The sequence below is a fragment of the Streptomyces sp. NPDC006365 genome (assembly GCF_042870755.1).
Lineage (GTDB): Bacteria > Actinomycetota > Actinomycetes > Streptomycetales > Streptomycetaceae > Streptomyces > Streptomyces xiangluensis.
Genome location: NZ_JBIAHS010000001.1, coordinates 59013 through 80984, shown reverse-complemented (window position 1 = coordinate 80984; position 21972 = coordinate 59013). Strand labels below are relative to the sequence as shown.

The window sequence follows — 21972 nt, the reverse complement described above, 5'->3', positions numbered from 1 at the left end:
GTGGCGGTGCTCGAACAGTCGGCGCCCAGGGGCATGTCGGCGGACAAAGGAGTTCGGGCGTGCGTGAGTTGCGTGAGTTGATGGTCATCGAGGCGCCCTCCGTGCTCGGACTGCGTCCGTCCGGCGTGCAGGATCTGCCGGAGGCCCTGCGCGACGCCGGGCTGCTCGACCGCCTCGGGACGGCGGTGGCCATGGGGGTCCCCCCGCTCGAGCGAAGCCGAGAGTGGGGGAGGGTCGAGGCGGCGGCGTACGACCCGAGGCGCGACGCCGACACCGGGGTGCTCAACCCGGTCGGTATCGCGCGGCACTCCGTCGCGCTGGCCGACGCCGTGGGCGGCGTACTGGACCGGGGCGGCTTCCCCGTGGTCCTCGGCGGTGACTGCAGCATCCTGCTGGGCAATCTCCTCGCCCTGCGCCGCCGGGGGCGTTACGGCCTGCTGTTCCTCGACGGCCACACCGACTTCTACCAACCCTCCGCGGAGCCGGCGGGCGAGGTGGCCTCGATGGAACTCGCCCTGGTCACGGGCCGCGGGCCCAGCCTGCTGACCGACCTGGAGGGCCGTGGTCCGCTGCTGAGGGACGAGGACGTCGTAGCCCTCGGCTTCCGCGACACCGAGGAGTCCACCGCGGCCGGGATGCAGCCGCTGCCGCCGGGGCTGCACGCACTGGACCTCGATGCGGTACGGGTTCTCGGCGCCGACACCGCCGCGCGTCAGGCGGTCGAACGGCTCAACGGGGGCGGGAGCGACGGGTACTGGGTCCATCTCGACGTCGACGTACTGGACGACGCGGTGATGCCCGCCGTCGACTACCGCATCCCCGGTGGGCTGACCTGGCCGGAACTCGAGAGCGTGCTGCGGACCGCGCTGGCCGGCGAGCGAGCCGTCGGCTTCGACGTCACGATCTTCAACCCCCGCCTCGACCCCGACGGCACCATCGCCGCCCGCCTCACCGAGTGCCTGTGCCGGGGCCTGTCGGCGCTGCGCAGCGCTCGCTGAAGCCGGCCGTCAGGCGGCGGGCTTCTCCCAGACCGAGACATGCCGGCGGCTCTCGCTGGTGAACGGCGCCCGTGTCCAGTCCTCCCACCGGTCACGCAGCCGCATTCCGGCAAGCCGCGCCATCAGATCCAGTTCCGACGGCCACACGTACCGGAACGGGTAGTACTCGTGCTCGGCCCGCCCGTCGACGATCGTGACGTAGTTCGAACTCATCGCCTGGGTGGCGACGTCGTAGATGTCGAACGCCCACTGTGTCGGGCTGATGTGGAACGGCACGGCGTTCTGCCCGGGCGGCAGCCGGCGCAGCTCCGGCACCCCCACCTCGATGACAAAGCAGCCACCGGGCCGCAGATGCGTGGCGGCGTTCTGGAAGCAGGCCACCTGGGCGTCCTGCGTCGTCAGGTTGTTGATCGTGTTGAACACGAGATAGGCGACCGCGAACGTACCCTCCACCCGCGTCGTGGCGAAGTCGCCGATCGTCACCCCGACGCTGTCCCCGCCGGGCTTGGCGCGCAACCGGGCCGCCATGGCCCGCGACATGTCGATGCCATGGACCGGGATCCCGCGCCGGGCCAGCGGCAGTGCGATCCGGCCGGTGCCGACGCCGAGTTCGAGCGCCCGGCCGTCGCCGGCGAGCCCGGCCAGCAGGTCGACCGCCGGATCCACCGCCTCCGCGCGGAACATGTCCCCCAACGACTCGTCGTAGCCGGCCGCCACCTTTTCCCCGAAGTAGCCGTCCTCATCATGCATTTGGGGAACGTACCGCCTGTGGCCCGGCGGACGCTCGCGGTTTTTCCAGCCCAGCGGGCACGCCGCGCAGCGCTTGGGAACAAGGGTGGGTGCACCGCACACATGACGCTGTCCGTGCTTCCGTGCGGCGACCGAAAGGTCCCGCGGCATGACGGCCGGCCTGGTGCCGCAGGGATCCCGGGGCACCAAGCCGGCCGGTCGTTCCACGGAGCGCGAGCGGTCAGATGGCGAGGGTCGTGCCGTCAAAGCGGCTGAGGGTGAAGTCCGCGTTCTCCAGCGTGGCCTTCTTGGCCTCGCGCAGGACGCCGATGGCGATCTCCTCGCCCAGCCGTACCGACTCCGAGTAGTCGGTACGCCAGTGCACGCCGCCCATGTTGCGGCCGATGGCGATGTTGGCGGCGACCTTGTTGAGCTCGCCGCCGACGGTGAGCTGTCCGGCGTCCGGGCCGGTGTACGGCTCCAGGGCGGTGCCGTCGGTGGTGGGCACAACCGGGTCTGGCAGGACGTGCGACTCGTCGAACCACGCCTTGAGGATCGTCGCGCACGCCCCGGCCACCGTGGCGTGTCCGGCGCCGTACGCGGGGTGCGTCGGGCTGCCCTCGGGGAACGCCTGCGGCAGCAGATAGCTGCCGTACTTCTCGAAGACGCGCTTGACGGCGACGGAGTCCAGCACGCCGGTGTCGAGCGGGTACTCGCGCTGCCCGCGCAGCTGCAGGTGAACCCGGCCCCCGAACTCCTCCGGCCGCAGCCGACGGTGCACGTACCACTTCTGGAACCACACCGCCTTCAGGGCGCGGGTGGCGACTTCCGTGACGAGCGAGAGGATGTGCGGATCGCCGTACGTCCCGAAACCGGTCTGGTTGCGCGAGAAGTTGTACGGGTTGCCCGGGTCCACCGGCGCCTTCATGTCGAGCAGGATGAGGGCGGCGTTGAGGTAGGCCTCGTACAGCGCGTCGAAGTGCACGTAGTGTGCCAGGTCGCGCGGGGTCTGGATGTACCGACGGGTGGCGAAGTCCCGCTCGTCCGGCTCGGGTTCGAAACCGTTCTGCACCTCCAGCCAGTCGTCCCAGGTGGTGAGGTGGTCGACCGGACGGACCAGGGTGTCGAGCCGCTGTGGGATCAGCAGTGCGCCGTACCGGATGTCCTTGAACAGGAACTGCGAGACGTACGGCCCTGCCAGATCGCCCCGGGTGTCCCCGCGGAAGATGGTCTGCGGGGTGACCTGGCTGTCCAGCTTCGGCGCCCGGAAGTCCGCGAGCCCGCTCAGTTCGCCGGCCGCTTCGGCGATCAGCTCGCTGTCGGTGAACCGGGTGAACAGCACATCACGGCACAGCGCCATCCAGTACAGTTCGACCGCCTCGGCGGAGCTCTGCGCGCTGTCGATGCGCGGTGCGGGAGGCACGGATACCGCCTGGGCGTCCGGGCCCTGCAGGTCGAAGGAGGCACCGGCCTGCGGGTTGGTCAGCTTGCGGGTGCCTCCGAGCGGGATCCGCTCGAAGTCCTCGAAACTGCCCGTGGCCAGCGCCCTGCGCAGCAGGTGGTACGCGGCCGGGTCGACCTCTCCGAACTTGTTGTGCGGTAATGCCTTGGAGTAGTTGGCGACAAAGGCGTGGTCCGTCTCAGCCCCGTTGGCGGCGTGCACCGGCACGTGGCGCTGGAACTCCGCCTCAGCCGCCCGGATCCGCGCATCGCGCGCGGCAAAACGACGATCACTCATGCGAATACCCCCGTATTCCCCGTGAGTTGTGCGTGAGATGAGTGGCGCGTGAATCGCACTCAACTCATAAGACTCCGGGCGTCTCGGGATCGTTCCGCGGAATCAGGCAATCCGGTACATCTACACATGTGCGAGGCGGAGTTCCCCTATGGATCCGGCGCGAACCGGGTGCGCGGCGGGGCGCCGCCGCGCACGGTTTCCATCCGATATCTGGCGAGGGGACGCCCCGCTTTAGCGGGGTGGGGAATCGCTTCTCTGGGCTGCTCTGACCTCAACTCGGTGCACGGATCTGCACTGTTCACCTGTGCTGCCTTCTTGCCGCACTAGACCTGTCGCGTGTGTATAGTGATCGTGTGACTGTGACCAGGAAAGTTCGCCGGTTCTCCGGCGGCGTGTACGACCTTGGGCTCCATGTGGTGTGGTGCCCGAAGTACCGCCGCCCGGTCCTCGGTGGAAGGGTCGCATCACGCCTGGATGAGCTGATCCGGCAGAAGGCCGACGAACGGGGGTGGGAGATCGTGGCGCTTGAGGTGATGCCTGACCACGTCCACTTGTTCGTCAAGCATGACCCGAAGTCGTCGGCCTCGTACGTGGCGAACCAGTTCAAGGGCTTCACCTCGCGCGTGCTGCGCTCGGAGTTTCCGCACCTGAAATCGCGGATGCCCACGCTGTGGTCGTCGTCGTACTTCGCCGCCTCCGTCGGCGCAGTCTCGGCTGCGACGGTGCAGCGGTACATCGACACTCAGTGGGAACGACCCTGGAAGAAGAACCAGGTGGACGACGCATGATCCGCGCGTACAAGTTCCTCCTGCGTCCCACCGTCCGCCAGGAGCGGGCTTTGACGGAGATGCTGCGGGACCACTGCTCCCTGTACAACGGCGCGTTGCAGGAGCGCCGGGACGCCTACCGGCACACCTCGAAGACGAGCATCAAGTATGCAGACCAGTCGGCCCAGCTTCGCGAGATCCGGGCGTTCGACCCGGAACGCCAAGGCCGCTGGTCGTTCTCCAGCCAGCAGGCGACGCTGCGCCGCCTGGACAAGACCTTCCAGGCGTTCTTCCGCCGCGTCAAGGCCGGACAGACACCCGGCTACCCGCGATTCAAGGGCGTCGGGCACTTCGACACCGTCGCTTTCCCCAAGGATGGCGACGGCTGCCGCTGGGACTCCACCCCGCACGACCCCCACACCCGCGTCCGCCTCCAGGGTGTCGGACACGTCCGGGTCCACCAGCACCGGCCCGTGCCCGGCCGGGTCAAGACAGAAGACGACGGGTACGAGCCCGCACGCCGTACGTTCGGACGGTGCGCCCAACGCCGATGCCGGGGATTCTGGACACATGACGATCGACGTGACGGCACAGCGGGTCCTCCCACTGCCTCCCGATCGGGTGGCCGGGTACGCGACGGACTGGCGCCACGACGCCGAGTGGACGCAGGGCATCCGCACGGCGGAGCTGACCCGGGAGGCGGACGGGGGCGGTTTCGGTGTGGGCGCCGAGGTCACCCGTACCGCCTCTTTCCTGCGGCGGCGCATCGACTATGTCCTGCGGGTGGCCGCGTACGAGCCCGGACGGCTGCTGGACATGGTCTCGGTGGCCGGTCCGTTCCACATGCACGTCACCTACGCCTTCGAGCCCCACCCACGCGGAACCCTCGCCCGCATCCGCGTCCGGGGCGGCGAAGGCGGCTTCTACCGGCTGGCCGCACCGCTCCTGGCCCGCCAGGTTCGCTCTTCGATCACCAAGGACCTGCGCAGCCTCGAACACCGGCTCGCCGAAAGGGAATGAGGGCCTTCCATGGCGTACGACGAAGGACTGGCCGAGCGGATTCGTGAGCACCTGGGTGCGGATCCGGGCATCGCGGAGAAGCGCATGTTCGGCGGCATCTCCTTCCTGTACCGCGGCAATATGGCCGTGGCCCTCCGCGGCGACGATTTGATGGTCAGGGTCGGCCCGGACGCCACCGAAGCGGCCCTCGCCCGGCCGGGAGCGCAGGTCTGCGAGATGGGCGGGCGCCTGATGCGCGGCTGGATCCTGGTCGCCGCGTCCGCGCTCGAGGAGGACGAGGCGCTCAGCGCCTGGATCGACGAGGGGTACGCATTCGCGGCGGGCCTGCCGCCCAAGTGAAGCCGGACCCTGAGGCCGGACTCGGACCTGCCGAGCGGGCGGGAATCACCGTTGCCTGCCCGCTGTTGCCTGCCAGAGCAGGCATCGCAGGCAGCCCCAAGGAGGCCGATCGTGTACGGCGACTCAGCAACGGTCCGCAAGATCCTCACCGAGCTCGGTGACACCTGGGCGGTCGTCGGACTGTCGACGAACGAGCGCCGGGCGGCCTACGGAGTCGCCAAGGTCCTCCAGCGCTACGGCAAGCGCGTCGTCCCGGTGCATCCGAAGGCCGAGACGGTGCACGGGGAGAAGGGGTACGCGTCGCTGTCGGACATCCCCTTCGACGTGGACGTCGTCGATGTGTTCGTCAACAGCGACCTGGCCGGTCCCGTCGCCGGCGAAGCCGCCGCCATCGGCGCGAAGGCCGTCTGGTTCCAGCTGGGCGTCATCGACGAGGCGGCGTACGAACGGACGCGTGCGGAGGGCCTCGACATGGTCATGGACCGCTGCCCGGCCATCGAGATTCCGAAGCTCGGCTGACCCGCGACCGCCGGCCGCCCGTCCTCAGCGGTTCCTGCGCGACGTCACCGTGAACTGCGCCCCGTCGGGATCCCGGAGCACCGCCTCCGTCGGGGGCACCTCCGTGTGCGATGTGCCCACCCGGACGACGGTGCCGCCGTGGGCCCGCGCGGCGGCGACGCATGCCTCGACGTCGGGGACCGCGAAGTGGATCTGCCAGTGCGGCCGGATGGTGGGATCGGGCGCCGCCTCCACGGCGCCGGAGTGTATCCGGGCCACGATCTCGCCCTCGCTGCGCAGGACGACTTCGTCCGCCTCGTAGTGGACCTCGCAGCAGCCGGGCCGTGCGGAGGCCCACTCGAGGACCTCGCCGTAGAACATGGCGGCGTCGAAGGCGTCGCGGGTGTGCAGCCGTACGAAGGCCGGGGCGGCCCGGCGCCACGACTCCCAGCCGGAGATGAGCCGGCCCTCCCAGATGCCGAAGACCGCTCCGTCGCGGTCCGCGAGGACAGCGGCCCGGCCGGGCGGGAACGCGATCGGGCCGACCGCGGTCGTGCCGCCGCGTTCCTGCCCCCGGGCCACGGCGTCGTCGGCGCTGGACACGGCGAAGTAGGGGGTCCAGGCGACGGCCATCTGCCACATGGAGGCCACGGCCGCGATGCCCGCGACCGGCACATCGTTGGCGTACGCGATCCGGAACCGGTCGCCCAGCGGGACCGAGCGGAACTTCCAGCCGAACACCGCGTGGTAATAGTCCTCCGCGGCGGCTTCGTCGCGTGCCGTCAGGCTGACCCAGCATGGGGCGCCGAACACCGACTGACTGGAGATGACATCTTCTTGAACTGTGGTGTCACGGTTCATGGCAGTACCGTCCTGGCTTCCTGACCGGTGTGCTCAGCCGGTGCCGAATCGCTCCCAGACGCGGTGCTCGCCCAGCAGCCGGGTGATCTGCTCCAGGGCGCTCGTGCCGCTGTTCGCGGTCACGACGCCCGGCGCACCGGCCGGGACGCCCGCGGCATCGAGGGCGGTTTCGGCACCCGCCCAGCCGCCGATGGCCTTCCCGTGCCGGTAGGCCTCCGACAGCATCAGAAGCACCCGCGGATCCGTGGTTGCTTCCGTACCAGCATCCCCCGCCTTGGCGTCGCGCGCTCCGTAGGCGTCGCTCCCGGGTCCCGGAGCGCCCGCCAGCAGCACGGCGTCGTACTCCACCGACCGGGCCGTCGCGAAGGTGCGCTGCACCTGGACCGGCTCGCCCTCCGCGTCGAGCTTGCCGCCGGCCGGGGCGATCACCAGCGGGACCATGCCCGCGTCCAGGACCGCCCGGCGCACGGTGCGTACGCCGTCGAGGTCGCCACGCTCGTCGGTGACGATGCCGATGACGCGCCCGTCCAGCGGCCAGGTGTGGCCCAGCTGTGAGAGGGCGGGACTGGGGTCGACGGCCGTGAGGGAAACGGTGGCCTCGGGAGCGGGCAGGCCGAGACCGGTGGCGACCTGTTCGCACAGTTCGGGGTCGATGTTGGCGAGCACCTGGAGCCCTCGCTCCTTGACGGCCTGCTCGTAGCACTTGCCCAGCTCGAAGGTGTACGCCGCGATGATGTGCTCGCGCTCCACCGGGGACATGCTGCGCCAGAAGAGCCGGGGCTGGCTGAAGTGGTCCGAGAAGGAGGCCGGGGCCTCGCGCTGCTTCCTGGCCGTCGGCACCTCCACCGGCGTCTCGATGTACGCGCCGGTGTTGGCACCCGCGAGGAACGGGCAGCCTCCGTCGAGGGAGTTGGGCCGGTAGGGCGCCGCTCCGGTGTGGACGGCCGTCTGGTGCATGCCGTCCCGGTGCATGTCGTTGACGGGGGCGTGGGTACGGTTGACGGGGAGCTGCGCGAAGTTCGGCCCGCCCAGGCGGGAGATCTGGGTGTCCAGGTAGGAGAAGAGCCGGCCGGCCAGCAGCGGGTCGTCGGTGATGTCGATGCCGGGCACGAGGTGGCCGGGGTGGAAGGCGACCTGTTCCGTCTCGGCGAAGAAGTTCGACGGGTTGGCGTTCAGCGTCAGCAGGCCCACGGGCTGCACGGGCGCCAGTTCCTCCGGGACGATCTTCGTCGGGTCGAGCAGGTCGATGCCCTCGAAGGTCTGCTCGGCGTTGTCCGGGAAGGTCTGGATGCCCAGCTCCCACTGCGGGTAGGCGCCCGCCTCGATGGCGTCGGCGAGGTCGCGCCGGTGGAAGTCCGGGTCGATGCCGTTGATGAGCTGCGCCTCCTCCCACACCAGGGAGTGCACGCCGAGCTTCGGCTTCCAGTGGAACTTCACCAGCGTGGTGGCGCCCTCGGCGTTGACCAGCCGGAAGGTGTGCACGCCGAAGCCCTCCATCGTGCGGAACGAGCGCGGGATGGCCCGGTCGGACATGTTCCACAGCGTGTGGTGGGTGGCCTCGGTGTGCAGCGTGACGAAGTCCCAGAACGTGTCGTGGGCGCTCTGTGCCTGGGGGATCTCCCGGTCGGGATGCGGCTTTCCGGCGTGGATGATGTCCGGGAACTTGACCGCGTCCTGGATGAAGAAGACCGGGATGTTGTTCCCGACCAGATCGAAGGTGCCCTCGCCGGTGTAGAACTTCGTCGCGAAGCCCCGCGTGTCACGCACCGTGTCCGAGGAGCCGCGCGAGCCGAGCACCGTCGAGAACCTTACGAACACCGGCGTCTCGGCCTCGCCTGTCAGGAAGGCCGCCTTGGTGACCTTCGCGGCGGTGCCATAGCTCCGGAAGACGCCGTGCGCGGCGGCACCGCGCGCGTGCACGACCCGCTCGGGGATGCGCTCGTGGTCGAAGTGGGTGATCTTCTCCCGCAGATGGTGGTCCTGCAGCAGAACCGGCCCACGCTCACCGGCCTTCAGCGAGTGGTCGGTGTCGTAGAGCCTGGCTCCCTGGGCCGTCGTCAGGTAGGCGTCACCCTGGGCGTTGGTTGACTGGTCTGCGCCCGTGGGACGTCCCGTCGGACTGACCGTCTCGGGTGCGGTCTGGTCAGGTTTGGGCGGAAGGGGTGCGTGGGGTTCGGTCGGTTCGGCGACCGACGGCGTCTGCGCCGCCGGCTTGCCGGGGACGCCGTCCGTCGGACCGTCTTCGCGCAGTACGTCGGCGGCCTTCTGCGCTGCGGCACTCAGGGGGTTCTTCTCGCTCATCGCACTTCCAACTGTCGGGGAGTGGTCTGCGCCGCCTGGGTACCCCCGGCCGTGCCCTTGAACCAGCCGGACCTCGGCTGCCCCGTCCCGCGCGGAGCGATCAGTCCTCTCCCAGGATGATGTTGCTCTGCAGGTCCACGAGCTCCTGTTCGCCCCGATCGACCCTGCCGCCCCCGCGCGCGGAAGGAACAGCGCGCGCACCCTGTTCGGGCCCGCGCTCCGTGATCTCCGGCTTGACGCCGGACGACTCGATGTCTGTGCTGGTGCCGGTATCCACGAGGGCACCTCCTACGTCATCCGTTCGTGACTGCGAGTACCCGGCATCACCGTTCGAAACGGGCGGTGCCTTCCCCACCCGGGCAGAGCGGACGCTTCGGCCCGCGGTTCGGGGGGACTCGGGGCCCATGACCGAGAAGGCAGACATCCGGGGTTCGTACTGGATCGACACGGCGCCCGGTGAGACGTATCCGCCGCTCGACGCGGATGTGACCGTCGACGTGGCCGTGGTCGGCGCGGGCATCGCCGGCCTGAGCACGGCCTGGGAACTCGCCCGCGCCGGGCGCAGTGTCGCGGTCCTGGAGGCCGACCGCGTCGCCGCGGGCGTCACCGGCCACACCACCGCGAAGCTGTCCGCCCAGCACACGCTGATCTACGACCGGCTGCGCCGAACCCGTGGCCCGGAGGCGGCGCACCTGTACGCACGCTCGCAGACCGAGGCGATCGAGCACGCCGCGGCCCTCGTCGACGAACTGCGCATCGACTGCGACTGGGAGCGCAGGAGCGCGTTCACATACACCCGGGACGAGCGCCGGGCCGACGAGTTCCGCGCCGAGGCGGAGGCCGCCCGCGGGGCCGGCCTGGACGCGGAGTTCGTGACCGAGACCGGTCTCCCGTACTCCGTGGCCGGTGCGGTCCGTGTCGCCCGCCAGGCCCAGTTCCACCCGCGCAAGTACCTCCTCCGCCTCGCCGAGGATCTACGGCGCCGGGGCGCCCTCATCCACGAGCGCACCCGGGTCGTCGGCCTCGAAACGGGCGACGCCTGCCGTCTGACGGCCGAAACCGGGGCGCGGGTGACAGCCGGCGCAGTCGTGATCGCCACGCATTATCCGGTCTTCGACCGGGCGCTGCTGTTCACCCGGCTCTCCCCGCGACGTGAACTCGTCGTGGCCGCGCCGATCGCGGCGGACCGGGACCCGGACGGCATGTACATCACGCCCGAGGAGGACACCCGCTCGGTACGCACCGCCCCGTACGTGGACGGCCGGCGGCTGCTGATCGTCACCGGCGAGCACTTCACGCCCGGAACCGGCGACACCGACAAACGGTTCGCCCGCCTCACCGACTGGGCCGAGGAGCACTTCCCGGACATCACGCCCTCCCACCGGTGGGCCACTCAGGACAACGACTCCACCGACACCGTGCCGCTCGTCGGTCCGCTGCCCCCGATGTCCCGCCACGCGTATGTGGCGACCGGGTTCGGTGGCTGGGGGCTCAGCGGCGGCATCATGGCCGGCCGGCTGCTCTCCGGGCTCATCGTCGGCGACCGCCCGCCCTGGGCCGAGCTGTACGATCCGCGGCGCCTGCGTTCCGTACTCCGTGAGGCCCCGGCCTTCCTCAAACACCAGGCGAACGTGGCCCGGCACTTCGTGGGCGACCGCATTCCCCCGTCGCACGCCGACTCCCTGGCCGACATCGCGCCCGGCAACGGCGCCGTCGTCCGGCACGGCGGACAGCGCTGCGCGGTCTATCGCGACGAGGACGGGCGCCTGCACTCCGTGTCCGCGAGGTGTACGCACATGGGGTGCCTGGTCGCGTTCAACGCGGCGGAGCGCGCCTGGGAGTGCCCCTGCCACGGCTCACGCTTCGGCACGGACGGCCGGGTGGTGCAGGGGCCGGCGACGCATGCCCTGGAGCAGCGCGATGTCCGCGATGAGGAGCCCTTGGAGGACTGACCAGCTGGGTTCAGTCGTGCGCGGGCCGGCCGCTGAGCCTGTGGTCGGCAAGGTTGAGCGCCTCGTCCACGACCCGGCGCAGATGGCCGTCCCGCAAGGAGTAGATCACCCGGCGGCCCTCCTTGCGGGTGTTCACCAGGCCCGCGAGACGCAGCCGCGCCAGATGCTGGCTGACCGCCGGGCGGGCGGCGCCGCACCGCTCTGTGAGCGTGGTGACGTCGGCCTCGTCGTCGGTCAGGGCGTGCAGCAGCGCGAGCCGGGTGCGGTCGCCGAGGAGGGCCAGGACTTCGGCGGCGAGGGCGAACTGCTCCTCGCCGGGGGTACGCGGATGCGCATCCTGCGCAGGTGACAGGTGCATGCGTGCGCTCATACGCACATAATGGCTCCGTGGGCCTTGCCGAGTCCACTCCCGCGTGGAGTTCCACTCCCGGGCACGGAAAGGGGTCGCTTGTGAGCGCCGAGCACCATGGGCACGCCCACCACCAGAATGAGCACGGACACGAGCACGGACACAGCCACGAGCATGATCACGGTCACCGTCACGACGGCGGCGGGCATCGCTCGCGCCTCTCCCGTCCGTTCCATCGGCTGAGCCACCTCCTCACGCCCCACTCCCACGAGACCGCCGACAAGGTCGACGCCGCCCTGGAGTCCTCCGCCCGCGGCATCCGGGCGCTGTGGATCTCCCTGTCCGTGCTCGGTGTGACCGCCGTGGCGCAGGCGGGCGTTGTCGTGGTCTCCGGTTCGGTCGCGCTGCTGGGCGACACCGTGCACAACGCCGCCGACGCACTCACCGCCGTGCCCCTCGGGATCGCGTTCGTGCTGGGCCGGCGCGCGGCCACGCGGCGGTTCACGTACGGCTACGGCCGGGCCGAGGACCTGGCGGGCCTCGTGATCGTGCTGACGATCGCCGGGTCCGCGGTCTTCGCGGGCTGGACGGCGGTCGACCGGCTGCTCGATCCGCGCCCGGTCGAGCACATTCCGGTGGTCGCCGCCGCAGCCGTGATCGGCTTCGCGGGCAACGAGTGGGTGGCCCGCTACCGCATCCGCGTCGGCCGTGCGATCGGCTCGGCCGCGCTCGTCGCGGACGGTCTGCACGCGCGCACGGACGGCTTCACCTCGCTCGCCGTCCTGCTGGGCGCGGGCGGCGCGGCGCTCGGCTGGCAACTGGCCGACCCCATCGTCGGACTGGCGATCACGGCGGCCCTGCTGCTGGTCCTGCGGGACGCCGCACGTGAAGTCTTCCGCCGGGTGCTGGACGGGATCGACCCGGCGCTGGTCGACCGGGCCGAGCGGGCACTGCGTGAGGTGCCGGGCGTGCAGGGCATCGGTGAACTGCGGCTGCGCTGGATCGGCCACCGGCTGCGGGCCGAGGTGGCGGTGGTCGTGGACGGTGACGTGACCGTACGCCAGGCGCACCGCGTGGCCGTCGAGGCGGAGCACGCCCTGCTGCACGCCGTTCCCGGGCTCACCGCGGCCCTGGTCCACGCCGACCCGTCACCCGCGCCCGGCGAGACGGATCCCCACCTGGCCCTGGCCCACCACACGGCGTGACCGACGGGGTCAGGCGACGCCGAGCCCCTCCACCACGACAGCGTTCGGCAACTCCGCGAACGCCTTCCCCGGCACCAGCAGCTTCCCGCGCCGGCGGCCGCTGCCGACCAGGACGTACGGCAGATCGACCACCGCCGAGTCCACGAGCACCGGCCAGGCGGCGGGCAGCCCGATCGGCGTGATCCCGCCGTACTCCATCCCGGTCTCGCCGGTGGCCGTGTCCGTCGGCGCGAACGACGCCTTGCGCGCGCCGAGTTGGCGCCGGACCACGCCGTTCACATCGACCCGGGTGCCGGAGAGCACGACGCAGGCGGCGAGCGTGCTCTCCCCGCCTCGCTTGCCCGCGACGACCACGCAGTTGGCCGACTGGTCGAGGAGTTCCGGACCGTAGTGCTCGAGGAATGTGGCGGTGTCGGCCCACTCCGGCTCGGTGTCGACGTACACGATCTGCTCGGCGGGGACGTTGCCGCGCCAGTGGCGTACGGCGTCGGCGACCGGGCGGGTCAGTTCGTCAAGGCAGTCGGGCGCGGGCGTTGCGTTGTCGAAGTGTCCGATGGGTGCACGCATGACCGCACGCTAACAGGCGTACGGACGGCCTTCGACGGCTGTCTCAGTGCACGCCCGGGACCGACACCGTCATGACCATCTCCAGCGGTACGTCGCCCGAATTGGCATACGTATGGGGCACGTTGGCCTCGAAGGAGGCGCTCGCGCCCGCGGGGACCCGGTGCTCCCTGCCGTCGACGGTGAGCGTCAGCTCGCCCGCCGTGACATGGATGAGTTCGACCGTGCCGGCCGGGTGCGCGTCCGAGGAGCTGCCCTCACCCGGCATCAGCAGCCAGTCCCACATCTCCAGCGGGCCGGGCGCCTCCGTGCCCGCGAGGAGCCGGTTGTAGCTGCCGGCCTCGGTGTGCCAGAGCCGTACGGCCTGCTCGGCCGGGACGATCCGGACCTTCGGTCCCTGCTCGTAGTCGAGCAGGGTGGTGATGCTGATGCCGAGGGCGTCGCCGATCTTGACGACGGTGCCGAGGCTGGGGTTGGTGCGCGCCTGCTCGATCTGGATGAGCATGCCGCGGCTGACCCCGGCGCGAGCGGCGAGTGTCTCCAGGGTGAAGCCGCGCTCGCTGCGCCAGCGCTTGACGTTGCGCGCCAGGGACTGGGTCAGCAGTTCGAGGTCCGACACATCACGTCCAATACGTCCAATACCTGAGTTCAATATTCTGGATGCCAGAGTTCAATGCTTTGCACTATGGTCTGGTGCACCCGTTCGTTCACTGCACTGTACTGCGAGGCACTCCGTGACAGCATTCTTCGCCCTGGCCACCAGCGTCCTGTGGGGGCTGGCCGACTTCGGCGGCGGGCTGCTGACCCGGCGTACGCCGGCGCTGACCGTGGTGGTCGTCTCGCAGTCGATCGCCACCGTCGTGCTCGGCGCGATCGTGGTGGCGACGGGTGCCTGGAGCGAGGCGGGTCCGCTGCTGTGGTTCGCGGTGGCGGCGGGGCTCGTCGGGCCGGTCGCGATGTACGCCTTCTACAAGGCGCTCGCCCTGGGCCCGATGGGTGTCGTCTCACCGCTGGGCTCCCTCGGCGTCGCCGTCCCGGTGGGGGTGGGCCTTGTCCTCGGCGAGCGCCCTGGGCTGCTGCAGTTCGCGGGGATCGCGGTCGCGGTCGTGGGCGTCGTGCTCGCCGGCGGCCCGCAGTTCAAGGGCGCACCCGTGCAGCGGCAGGCCGTCCTGCTCACCCTGCTGGCGGCGTTCGGATTCGGCGCGGTGATGGCCCTGATCGCCGAGGCCTCGACCACTCTCACCGGCCTCTTCCTCGCCCTGTTCGTCCAGCGCATCACGAACGTCGTCGCGGGCGCCACCGCCCTGTACGCCGCCGTCCGCCGCGGCACCGAGGCTCCCCCGAAGCTCTCACCGGCCGCGCTCCCGGCCCTCGCCTTCGTCGGCCTCGCCGATGTCGCCGCCAACGCTACGTACTCGCTGGCCGCCCGGAACGGCCCGGTCACCGTGGCGGCCGTACTCGCCTCGCTCTACCCGGTGGTCACGGCCCTGGCCGCACGCGGCGTCCTCGGCGAACGGCTGCGCGGCGTCCAGGCGGCGGGTGCGGGCCTGGCCATCGTCGGCACCGTACTGCTCGCAACCGGTTAGGAGTCGGCGCGTACGTCGTCGACGGCGCCCTCGGCGCCCAGCGCGGCGAGGCGGGCGGCGCCCTCCGCGTCGAGTTCGGTCAGGGCCAGCAGCTGGTCCGGTGTGACGCCTTCGGGGATCGGCACCGGAGCCGGCGTACGCAGGGGTGGCTGCCACCCGTCGCCCGGCGACCAGCGCCGTACGACACGCGCCGGGGCCCCGGCCACCACCGCGTGGTCGGGCACCACTCCGCGGACCACCGCACCGGCCGCCACCACGACGTTCCGCCCGATCCGCGCGCCGGGCAGGATCACCGCACCCGTCCCGATCCAGCACCCGGAGCCGATCTCCACCGCCTCCATCCGCGGCCACTGCTTGCCGATCGGCTCGTGGGGATCGTCGTACGAGTGGTTCGTGGACGTCACGTACACATAGGGCCCGAAGTAGCAGTCGCTGCCGATCGTGACCGTCGTGTCGGCGATGACGTGGCTGCCGCGACCGAGCACGACACCATCGCCGATACGCAGAATGGGATCGGGGCCGAGGTCGAGATCGGGCATCAACCCGGCGGTCAGCGTGACCTGTTCGGCGACGATGCAGTGGGCGCCGAGATGGATCCACGGCTCACCGAAGACCGTGCCGAGCGGGAAGGCGAGCCTGGTACCTGTTCCCATCGCGCCGAAGCGGAACCGTCCCGGGCTCTCGGCGCTCACGGATCCCGTGCGCTGCACCCAGGCCCAGCCCGCATGCACGGCGCGCTGGACTAGGCGGCGCCGCCATGACGAGAACGTGTTCCTGCTCCTGGGCACCCGCTCACCGTACTCAGCGGGCGCCGCACCCAAGAGGCCGTACGCCTGTGATCTTCGCCCCACCCGGCCATCCGGACCGATGGCTTACGGTGCCGGTAGCGACGAGACGAGGAGTTGACGATGACGCACGAGGCGCTGATCGCGAGCGTGGGCGGCAAAGATCCGAAGGTGGATCAGGAGGCGTTCGCCGCCCCCACGTCCGTGGTGCTCGGCGATGTGACGCTGCACGCGGGCGCGAGCGTCTGGTACGGCGCGGTGCTGCGAGCCGAGTTCGAGCCGATCGTCATCGGCACGGGCAGCAACGTCCAGGACAACTGCACGCTCCACGTCGACCCCGGTTTCCCCCTCACCATCGGCGAGCGCGTCTCGATCGGGCACAACGCCGTGGTGCACGGTGCCACGGTGGAGGACGACTGTCTGATCGGGATGGGTGCCACTGTGCTGAACGGCGCGGTGATCGGGGCGGGGTCCTTGGTCGCGGCGCAGGCCCTGGTGCCGCAGGGGATGCGGGTGCCGCCGGGGTCGCTGGTCGCGGGCGTACCGGCGAAGGTGCGGCGGGAGCTGACGGCGGAGGAGCGCGAGGGGATTGCGCTGAACGCGGCGGTTTACACGGAGCTGGCGCAGACACACCGGGAGGTGGGCGCCCCGTAGGGGCGCTGGGCTGTGACATTGGGCGGCTCCGCCGCGATGGGGGTCCCCCCGCTCGAGCGAAGCCGAGAGTGGGTGAGCGACCAGCCGCAACGGACCCGCAGATCAGTCAGTGGCCGGCACCGGCTCCGGCTCAGCCGCCGCAGGCGCCTTCGCCTCTGCCGACATCTGCTTGGCCTTGCGCTTGACGACCAGCATCGACACAAGGCCGATGAGCACCGCCACCACAAGTCCCAGCCAGGAGAACCGCTTGAGCCACGCCTCGGCGACCACTCCGACGTAATAGATGACCGCCGTGGTACCGCCTGCCCAGAGGATGCCGCCGAAGACGTTGGCGATGAGGAACTTCCAGTACGGCATGTGCAGTACGCCCGCGAGGGGGCCCGCGAAGATCCGCAGCAGGGCCACGAAGCGGCCGAAGAAGACGGCCCACATGCCCCACTTCTCGAAGGACCGTTCCGCGGTGGCGATATGGCCCTCGCTGAAGTGCTTGGGGAACTTGCCGCCGAGCCAGGCCAGCATCGGGCGTCCGCCCTTGCGTCCGATGGCGTAGCCGATGGAGTCACCGATGATGGCGCCCGCACTCGCACAGGCGCCGAGGATGAGCGGGTCGATCTCGCCGTGCTGGGAGGCGAGCAGCGCCGAGGAGACCAGGATGATCTCGCCGGGCAGCGGAATGCCCAAGCTTTCCAGACCGATGACCACGCCCACCAGGACGTAGATACTGATCGCCGGCACGGTCTCGAGCCATTCCTGGACGTGCAACGCCGCTTCCTCCCCTGGTCACTGAACACGCGTTCCCGGCGTGCGCTCCGTGTTGAGCGCGCGCCGGGGCAGCGTACCTGCTGACGGGGACGGCAACGGCGTACCGGTGCTCGCACGGCTGCTCACGAGTACCGGAGCGGGGGTGGTCAGCTCAACGGTCGCGGCGAGAGCGTCTCGGTGAAGGGAGTGACAGGGCGCTCGATGCGTTCGCCGTCCACGGTGATGTCGACCGCTTCGTTGTAGAAGGCGAGGAGTCCCTTGATGGCGGCCGCCGTCGGCAGCGGGTCCGGGTAGCTCCAGACGATGTTCCCGGGGACGTCGAGGTCGCCCCGCAATGACCAGTACTGGGCAGTGCCCTTGTACGGGCAGCCCGTGCTGTGGCCGGTTCGGTCGAAGAGGTCGAGGCGGACGTCCTCGCGCGGGATGTAGTACCGCACCGGCAGGCCGGTCTCGAAGAGCAGAACGGGGCGGCGGGTGTCTGCGACGACCGTGCCGTCGATCTCGACCTGGATGTGGCGGCTGCTGGCGAGGGCGTCCACCCGGTGGTGCGGGTCCTTGGGGTGGATGAAGATCTCTTCCTCTTCCTCGTACCAGTGGTCGAGCCCCCGGCCGCTCCGCTCGGACCACTCGAAGGCGATGTGGCCGGCCAGGTCCTCGGCGGGGTAGGTCCAGGCAGCGTTCTCCAGCAGTTCGCCGTCGACTTCGAGGTCGTAGAAGATCCGCGATCCGGAGTGTTTGCCCGTCCGGGGGTTCTTCGCCGGCCGGAGCAGGTCCTCGCGGACCTCGTCGCGGGGGAACGCGTACAGCGGGACGGGCCGGTCCGGCTCCCAGACGAGTACGGGGTGGCGGCTGTCGACGACGGTGACATCGCCCTTGCGGCCACGGACCCAGCGTTCGCTGGGCTCCCACAGGAAGCCCTCCGGGGTGGTCCGTACGGATCGCATGGTGAACAACACGCTCATTGCCCCATGCTCACCGACGCCCCCGCCGAGTACAAGAAATCTGGTCATATGGAACCGAAGGGTTCCCTTTGGGTCGTTGATCCGTTGGGTTGCGCCAAGTTGAAGATCATGTACCCGTCAGCCCTTATCCTGGCTGAGCGCAGCGCTTTCACGCGTGCAGAGTTGCGTTCACCGCAGGGAGCATGCCCATGGGCACCACAGAGGCCGTTCATTCACCGTCCGACAGCGAATTCCTGGACGGCACGTCGGCCGGGTCGGCGGGGCCCATGGTGCCGCGCCTCGTACTGGGCGCACGTCTGCGCCGGCTGCGGGAGGAGCAGCACATCTCCCGTGATGCAGCGGGCCATGTCATCCGTGCCTCACAGTCCAAGATCAGCCGGCTGGAGACCGGCCGCCACGGCTGCAAACTGCGGGACGTGTCCGATCTCCTCACGCTGTACGGAGTCACGGACGAGGCCGAGCGCGCCACCTTGCTGGCTCTGGCCAAGGAGGCCAACACCCCCGGCTGGTGGCAGGCCTACAACGACGTGGTGCCCAGCTGGATGCAGGCCTACCTGGGAGTCGAGCAGGCAGCCACGCTCATCCGCTGCTTCGAGGTGCAGCGTGTTCCCGGCCTGCTCCAGACCCCCGACTACGCCCGCGCCGCCCTCCGCCTCGACCAACCTGACGCCTCCGCGGACGAGCTGGACCGGCGGGTCACCCTGCGGATGACCCGCCGGCGGATCCTGGGTCGGCAGCAGCCGCCTCAGCTCTGGGCCGTGATCGACGAGGCGGCGCTGCGGCGTGCGGTGGGCGGCACCAGCACGATGCGCGCCCAGCTCCGGCACCTCATCGAGGTCTCCCAACTCCCGCGGGTCACCCTCCAGATCATGCCGTTCCGCGCCGGCGGGCATGCGGCGTCAGGCGGCCCGGTCACCATCCTGCGGCTGCCCGGCGGCCAGTTGCCCGACGTGGTCTACCTCGAGCAACTCGCCAGTGCCCTCTATCCCGACAAGCCGGCCGAGATCGAGTACTACTGGGGCGTCATGAACCGCCTGGTGGTGCAGGCCCAGTCACCGGAGTCGACGCCCGCGATCCTGCACCGGATCCTCCAGGAGACCTGACCTGCGGACGCGCTTCGTCAGGCCGCGCAGCCGGTGGGCCTCAGCGCTTGAGGGCCACGCCGCCGTACTGGTGCACCTCCGCCGGCAGGCCCCAGGCGCTGGTGTCGGGGCGCCAGCGTGAGCATGACGCGACGCCGGGTTCGAGCAGTTTCAGACCGTCGAAGTAGCGCGCGATCTGCTCGGGGCTGCGCAGGATGTACGGGATCGAACCGCCCTCGTTGTACTGCTGGATGGCCGTGACGTACTCCTCGCTGGTATTCGTGCTGTCGTACTGGACCAGATAACTGCCCGGGGGCAGGGCGTCCACCAGTTGCCGCACGATCGAGCGGGCCTCGTCGTAGTCCTCGATGTGGCCCAGGATGCCCATCAGCATGAGAGCGATCGGCTGATCGAAGTCCAGCGTCTTCTGGGCCTCCCGCACGATGGTGGCCGGCTTGCGCAGGTCGGCGTCGACATAGTTGGTGACGCCCTCGGGGGTGCTGGTGAGCAGCGCGCGGGCGTGTGCGAGCACCAGGGGGTCGTTGTCGACGTAGACGATCTTGCATTCAGGGGCGACCCGTTGGGCGATCTCATGCGTGTTGTCCACGTTGGGCAGCCCGGTACCGATGTCCAGGAACTGCCGGATGCCCTCCTCTGCGGCCAGATGCCGGACGGCGCGGGCCAGGAAGTACCGGGCGGCACGCGCTCCGGTCTCGATCCCGGGGAAGATCTCGCGGAACGCGTCACCGGCTACGCGGTCGACCTCGTAGTTGTCCTTCCCGCCCAGCCAGTAGTTCCAGATCCGGGCCGACTGCGGCACAGTGGTGTCGATCTTGGAGAGCGCCTCCGGGTCGGAGATGTTCGGCTCATCAGTCATGGACGCTCCTGTGTGTAGTCGGTGCGGGGTCCGCGCCGCGTTGAACGGGCACATAGGCGAATACCAGCCGTGGCGCCCACGTTATTCCTCACGGCTCGGCGCAGGTAAGTTCACGAGCCACCAACTGCCCATGTTCAGCTGATCATTGGCTGGTTTCCGGCGCATTCGCGGGGCGGGTGAGCTCGGGCCCGGCGTCCCGCAGGAGGCCACCGTGCGGGGCGCCCCGGAGAGAACCCAGGGCGCCCGCCCAGCGCCGCGATGGCCGCTTTCTTACACCGCGGCGATGCCGACCTCGTCGCCGGAGGGGCGAAAGAGGCAAGCCGGTGGCCCTGGCGACCTTCGCTCGCGAGCCGTCCCTACTGGCTCACGCCCGGTCCCGGGCCTCGCCGCCACCGATGGGCCGGTGACGTGAAGAACCATAGTGGCCTGTGTGACGGGTGAGGCAATAGCGCTGGTTACGGCGTCAGTTCCTCGTAAGGAGTGAGGGCGGCCACGGTGAGGGTGGGTCCCCGTCGTCCGGGAAGGGTGGGACGTATCTACTCACGCACGTCCAGGCGGCTGATACCGCCGGCGCCGCCGATCCGGTCGAGTGCGCGGGCCCGGCGGCGGGCATCGCGGATTCCCCGTGTGGCGGCCGACTCGATTCGGTGGGCGTCAGCGGTTCTTTCGGGGCGCCGGCGCTCCCGCCGAATCAGCACGGTCGTCGCCCAGGCGACGAGGCCGAGCAGAGCGACCCCGACGATCACCACGAGCACCATCGCAACCTCCGCTCATCGCCGGGCCTCGCGTTCCCGAGGCCCGGAAGCGCGAACCATCCGCGCTTCCCATCGTGCGGGCTCCTCGGGTACGAATCACCGCTCGCCGTCGGCAGTTGCGTACCCGGGAATCTGCCAGGACTCGGCAACCAGGCCGCGAACGGGTTCAGTTGTTCGGGCGAAGTGTCCAGACGACCGTCATCTCTCCGGTAACGGCACCGTCCTCCCGCTGGATGACGACGGCCACCGGGAACTCGGGGCGCTTGCCGTCGTCCAGTTCGGCGATGACGTCGGCGATGGGACGACCGAGCGTCGCGGTGGCCGTGACGGACCCGCGCGCAAGCTTCTTGTACGCGATCTCCGCGCTGACGGCGAGCGGTACGGCGCGCGAGAGCTGGTCCCCGAAGGCGGCGAGGACGACCGCCCCGCTCGCCGACTCCCCCAGCGTGAAAATCGCTCCGGCGTGCGGCCCGCCGACATGGTTGTGGTATTCGCTCTGATCGGGCAGGGCGAGAACGGCCTTCTCCGGCGTGGTCTCGAGGTACTCGAGTTTCAGGGTCCGGACCATCGGCACCGTGGCGGCGAGCATCTCGCCGATCGACATCTGGTCTGCGCTCATGACCGCAACGTTACCCGCGAGTAGCCTTCCCGGCCAGAAGCCGAAGCCGAGAAGGCTTAGCCGGACCCCGCCAAGTCCAGTCGCAGCCGACCAGTTCGGGCAATGAGCGCGGCCCGGACGGCCCGGACGGGGAACAGCCGACGGTCGCGGACTGGAAGGCCGTGGTGAACCCCAAGACCGGCATCGCCTTCGACGTGCCGGCCGCCAAGAGCACGGAGGAGATCGCTCGCGCCGACTCGAACTCCTGGGTCTACGGGGCGTATACGCAACAGGAGAAGGCGGACATCGACGCCGACGCCGTGGAGTCGTACACGACGAAGTCCGGCATCACGGACAGTGTGGGCACCGCGTGGTCGACGGGCGTGAAGAAGTCGGGGAAGTGTGACAGCGACGGCAAGTCGACCGTGGTCGGCTTCAAGAACGCCGACGGCGACTTCGCCTTCTGGTGGTTCCACGGTGCAAAGGGTGCATCCGGGGAAGTACCGGACGCGACGGTGAAGAAAATCCTCAGCACCGTACGGCTGTACACGGACCCGTCGGGGTCCTGACCGGTACACCGCTGACGAGAG

At 70.1% G+C, this 21972-nt stretch carries 25 protein-coding genes and 1 pseudogene; 12 read left to right on the top strand and 14 right to left on the bottom strand.

Features of this window, described 5'->3' with window-relative positions; all coding sequences use genetic code 11:
* Window positions 1-59: 59 nt before the first annotated feature.
* Window positions 60-998: an arginase family protein gene (locus ACFYO0_RS00425; RefSeq protein WP_388668267.1), complete on the top strand. Its 939-nt coding sequence runs from the start codon at window positions 60-62 to the stop codon at window positions 996-998.
* A 9-nt stretch (window positions 999-1007) separates the two neighbouring features.
* Here ACFYO0_RS00425 and ACFYO0_RS00420 read toward each other — a convergent pair whose 3' ends face one another.
* Both ACFYO0_RS00420 and ACFYO0_RS00415 read right to left on the bottom strand, forming a co-directional pair.
* Entirely contained in the window at window positions 1008-1748 is a 741-nt protein-coding gene (locus ACFYO0_RS00420) for a class I SAM-dependent DNA methyltransferase (protein WP_388668264.1), read from the bottom strand.
* Between the two features lie 220 nt (window positions 1749-1968).
* The gene (locus tag ACFYO0_RS00415) at window positions 1969-3465 is read right to left on the bottom strand and encodes a vanadium-dependent haloperoxidase (RefSeq protein WP_388668261.1); all 1497 of its coding nucleotides are present in this window, start codon (window positions 3463-3465) and stop codon (window positions 1969-1971) included.
* Window positions 3466-3824: 359 nt separating this feature from the next.
* Here ACFYO0_RS00415 and tnpA point away from each other — a divergent pair, with 359 nt between their 5' ends.
* The 5 genes and pseudogenes from tnpA (at window position 3825) to ACFYO0_RS00390 (ending at window position 6110) form a co-directional block, all read left to right on the top strand.
* Entirely contained in the window at window positions 3825-4253 is a 429-nt protein-coding gene (gene tnpA, locus ACFYO0_RS00410; RefSeq protein ID WP_388670770.1) for an IS200/IS605 family transposase, read from the top strand.
* A pseudogene (locus ACFYO0_RS00405) lies at window positions 4250-4726 on the top strand (RNA-guided endonuclease InsQ/TnpB family protein); the annotation flags it as partial. The gene tnpA and the pseudogene ACFYO0_RS00405, both read left to right, overlap by 4 nt.
* A gap of 76 nt (window positions 4727-4802) precedes the next feature.
* Window positions 4803-5252, top strand: coding sequence for an SRPBCC family protein (locus ACFYO0_RS00400; protein WP_388668258.1), 450 nt, complete (start codon window positions 4803-4805; stop codon window positions 5250-5252).
* Window positions 5253-5261: 9 nt separating this feature from the next.
* Window positions 5262-5591 carry a TfoX/Sxy family protein gene (locus ACFYO0_RS00395; protein WP_388668255.1) on the top strand — a complete coding sequence of 110 codons (330 nt, stop codon included), beginning with the start codon at window positions 5262-5264 and terminating at the stop codon, window positions 5589-5591.
* Between the two features lie 111 nt (window positions 5592-5702).
* Window positions 5703-6110 carry a CoA-binding protein gene (locus ACFYO0_RS00390; RefSeq protein ID WP_388668252.1) on the top strand — a complete coding sequence of 136 codons (408 nt, stop codon included), beginning with the start codon at window positions 5703-5705 and terminating at the stop codon, window positions 6108-6110.
* 24 nt (window positions 6111-6134) lie between these two features.
* On the opposite strand, the gene ACFYO0_RS00385 is transcribed toward ACFYO0_RS00390, so the two are convergent.
* From ACFYO0_RS00385 to ACFYO0_RS00375, 3 genes are all read right to left on the bottom strand, one after another.
* A complete protein-coding gene (locus tag ACFYO0_RS00385; protein ID WP_388668250.1) occupies window positions 6135-6950 on the bottom strand; it encodes a VOC family protein in 816 nt (271 codons plus the stop codon).
* 33 nt (window positions 6951-6983) lie between these two features.
* Window positions 6984-9251: a catalase gene (locus ACFYO0_RS00380; protein WP_388668247.1), complete on the bottom strand. Its 2268-nt coding sequence runs from the start codon at window positions 9249-9251 to the stop codon at window positions 6984-6986.
* Between the two features lie 100 nt (window positions 9252-9351).
* On the bottom strand, window positions 9352-9528 hold the full coding sequence (locus tag ACFYO0_RS00375; RefSeq protein ID WP_388668244.1) for a hypothetical protein: 177 nt from the start codon (window positions 9526-9528) through the stop codon (window positions 9352-9354).
* A gap of 127 nt (window positions 9529-9655) precedes the next feature.
* On the opposite strand from ACFYO0_RS00375, the gene ACFYO0_RS00370 reads away from it, so the two are divergent.
* Window positions 9656-11203, top strand: a complete 1548-nt coding sequence (locus tag ACFYO0_RS00370) for an FAD-dependent oxidoreductase (protein ID WP_388668241.1) — start codon at window positions 9656-9658, stop codon at window positions 11201-11203.
* A 10-nt stretch (window positions 11204-11213) separates the two neighbouring features.
* Here the strand turns inward: ACFYO0_RS00370 and ACFYO0_RS00365 are convergent, their stop codons facing one another.
* Window positions 11214-11573: a metalloregulator ArsR/SmtB family transcription factor gene (locus ACFYO0_RS00365; protein WP_189327700.1), complete on the bottom strand. Its 360-nt coding sequence runs from the start codon at window positions 11571-11573 to the stop codon at window positions 11214-11216.
* Between the two features lie 80 nt (window positions 11574-11653).
* Between ACFYO0_RS00365 and ACFYO0_RS00360 the strand changes: the two genes are divergently transcribed.
* On the top strand, window positions 11654-12757 hold the full coding sequence (locus ACFYO0_RS00360) for a cation diffusion facilitator family transporter (protein ID WP_388668237.1): 1104 nt from the start codon (window positions 11654-11656) through the stop codon (window positions 12755-12757).
* 9 nt (window positions 12758-12766) lie between these two features.
* On the opposite strand, the gene ACFYO0_RS00355 is transcribed toward ACFYO0_RS00360, so the two are convergent.
* Entirely contained in the window at window positions 12767-13324 is a 558-nt protein-coding gene (locus ACFYO0_RS00355; RefSeq protein WP_388668234.1) for a YbaK/EbsC family protein, read from the bottom strand.
* Window positions 13325-13367: 43 nt separating this feature from the next.
* Window positions 13368-13940 carry a helix-turn-helix domain-containing protein gene (locus tag ACFYO0_RS00350; protein WP_388668231.1) on the bottom strand — a complete coding sequence of 191 codons (573 nt, stop codon included), beginning with the start codon at window positions 13938-13940 and terminating at the stop codon, window positions 13368-13370.
* A 115-nt stretch (window positions 13941-14055) separates the two neighbouring features.
* On the opposite strand from ACFYO0_RS00350, the gene ACFYO0_RS00345 reads away from it, so the two are divergent.
* Complete coding sequence (locus tag ACFYO0_RS00345; protein WP_388668228.1) at window positions 14056-14907, top strand: EamA family transporter; 852 nt, start codon at window positions 14056-14058, stop codon at window positions 14905-14907.
* Here ACFYO0_RS00345 and ACFYO0_RS00340 read toward each other — a convergent pair.
* Window positions 14904-15695, bottom strand: a complete 792-nt coding sequence (locus tag ACFYO0_RS00340; RefSeq protein ID WP_388668224.1) for an acyltransferase — start codon at window positions 15693-15695, stop codon at window positions 14904-14906. The two genes, ACFYO0_RS00345 and ACFYO0_RS00340, sit on opposite strands and share 4 nt — an antisense overlap.
* A 120-nt stretch (window positions 15696-15815) precedes the next feature.
* Here ACFYO0_RS00340 and ACFYO0_RS00335 point away from each other — a divergent pair, with 120 nt between their 5' ends.
* Window positions 15816-16346, top strand: a complete 531-nt coding sequence (locus tag ACFYO0_RS00335) for a gamma carbonic anhydrase family protein (protein WP_388668221.1) — start codon at window positions 15816-15818, stop codon at window positions 16344-16346.
* Between the two features lie 102 nt (window positions 16347-16448).
* On the opposite strand, the gene ACFYO0_RS00330 is transcribed toward ACFYO0_RS00335, so the two are convergent.
* Complete coding sequence (locus tag ACFYO0_RS00330; RefSeq protein WP_388668218.1) at window positions 16449-17108, bottom strand: DedA family protein; 660 nt, start codon at window positions 17106-17108, stop codon at window positions 16449-16451.
* A gap of 146 nt (window positions 17109-17254) precedes the next feature.
* Window positions 17255-18070 (bottom strand): DUF427 domain-containing protein, encoded by an 816-nt coding sequence (locus tag ACFYO0_RS00325; protein WP_388668215.1) that lies wholly within the window; start codon window positions 18068-18070, stop codon window positions 17255-17257.
* 188 nt (window positions 18071-18258) lie between these two features.
* Here ACFYO0_RS00325 and ACFYO0_RS00320 point away from each other — a divergent pair, with 188 nt between their 5' ends.
* Window positions 18259-19173, top strand: coding sequence for a helix-turn-helix domain-containing protein (locus tag ACFYO0_RS00320; RefSeq protein ID WP_388668212.1), 915 nt, complete (start codon window positions 18259-18261; stop codon window positions 19171-19173).
* Window positions 19174-19213: 40 nt separating this feature from the next.
* Here ACFYO0_RS00320 and ACFYO0_RS00315 read toward each other — a convergent pair whose 3' ends face one another.
* From ACFYO0_RS00315 to ACFYO0_RS00305, 3 genes are all read right to left on the bottom strand, one after another.
* Window positions 19214-20029, bottom strand: coding sequence for an SAM-dependent methyltransferase (locus ACFYO0_RS00315; RefSeq protein WP_388668209.1), 816 nt, complete (start codon window positions 20027-20029; stop codon window positions 19214-19216).
* Window positions 20030-20565: 536 nt separating this feature from the next.
* A complete protein-coding gene (locus ACFYO0_RS00310) occupies window positions 20566-20787 on the bottom strand; it encodes a hypothetical protein (RefSeq protein ID WP_388668206.1) in 222 nt (73 codons plus the stop codon).
* A 163-nt stretch (window positions 20788-20950) separates the two neighbouring features.
* Window positions 20951-21388, bottom strand: a complete 438-nt coding sequence (locus tag ACFYO0_RS00305) for a DUF4442 domain-containing protein (protein WP_388670767.1) — start codon at window positions 21386-21388, stop codon at window positions 20951-20953.
* Window positions 21389-21567: 179 nt separating this feature from the next.
* On the opposite strand from ACFYO0_RS00305, the gene ACFYO0_RS00300 reads away from it, so the two are divergent.
* Window positions 21568-21951 carry a hypothetical protein gene (locus tag ACFYO0_RS00300; protein ID WP_388668204.1) on the top strand — a complete coding sequence of 128 codons (384 nt, stop codon included), beginning with the start codon at window positions 21568-21570 and terminating at the stop codon, window positions 21949-21951.
* The last annotated feature ends 21 nt before the right edge of the window (window positions 21952-21972 follow it).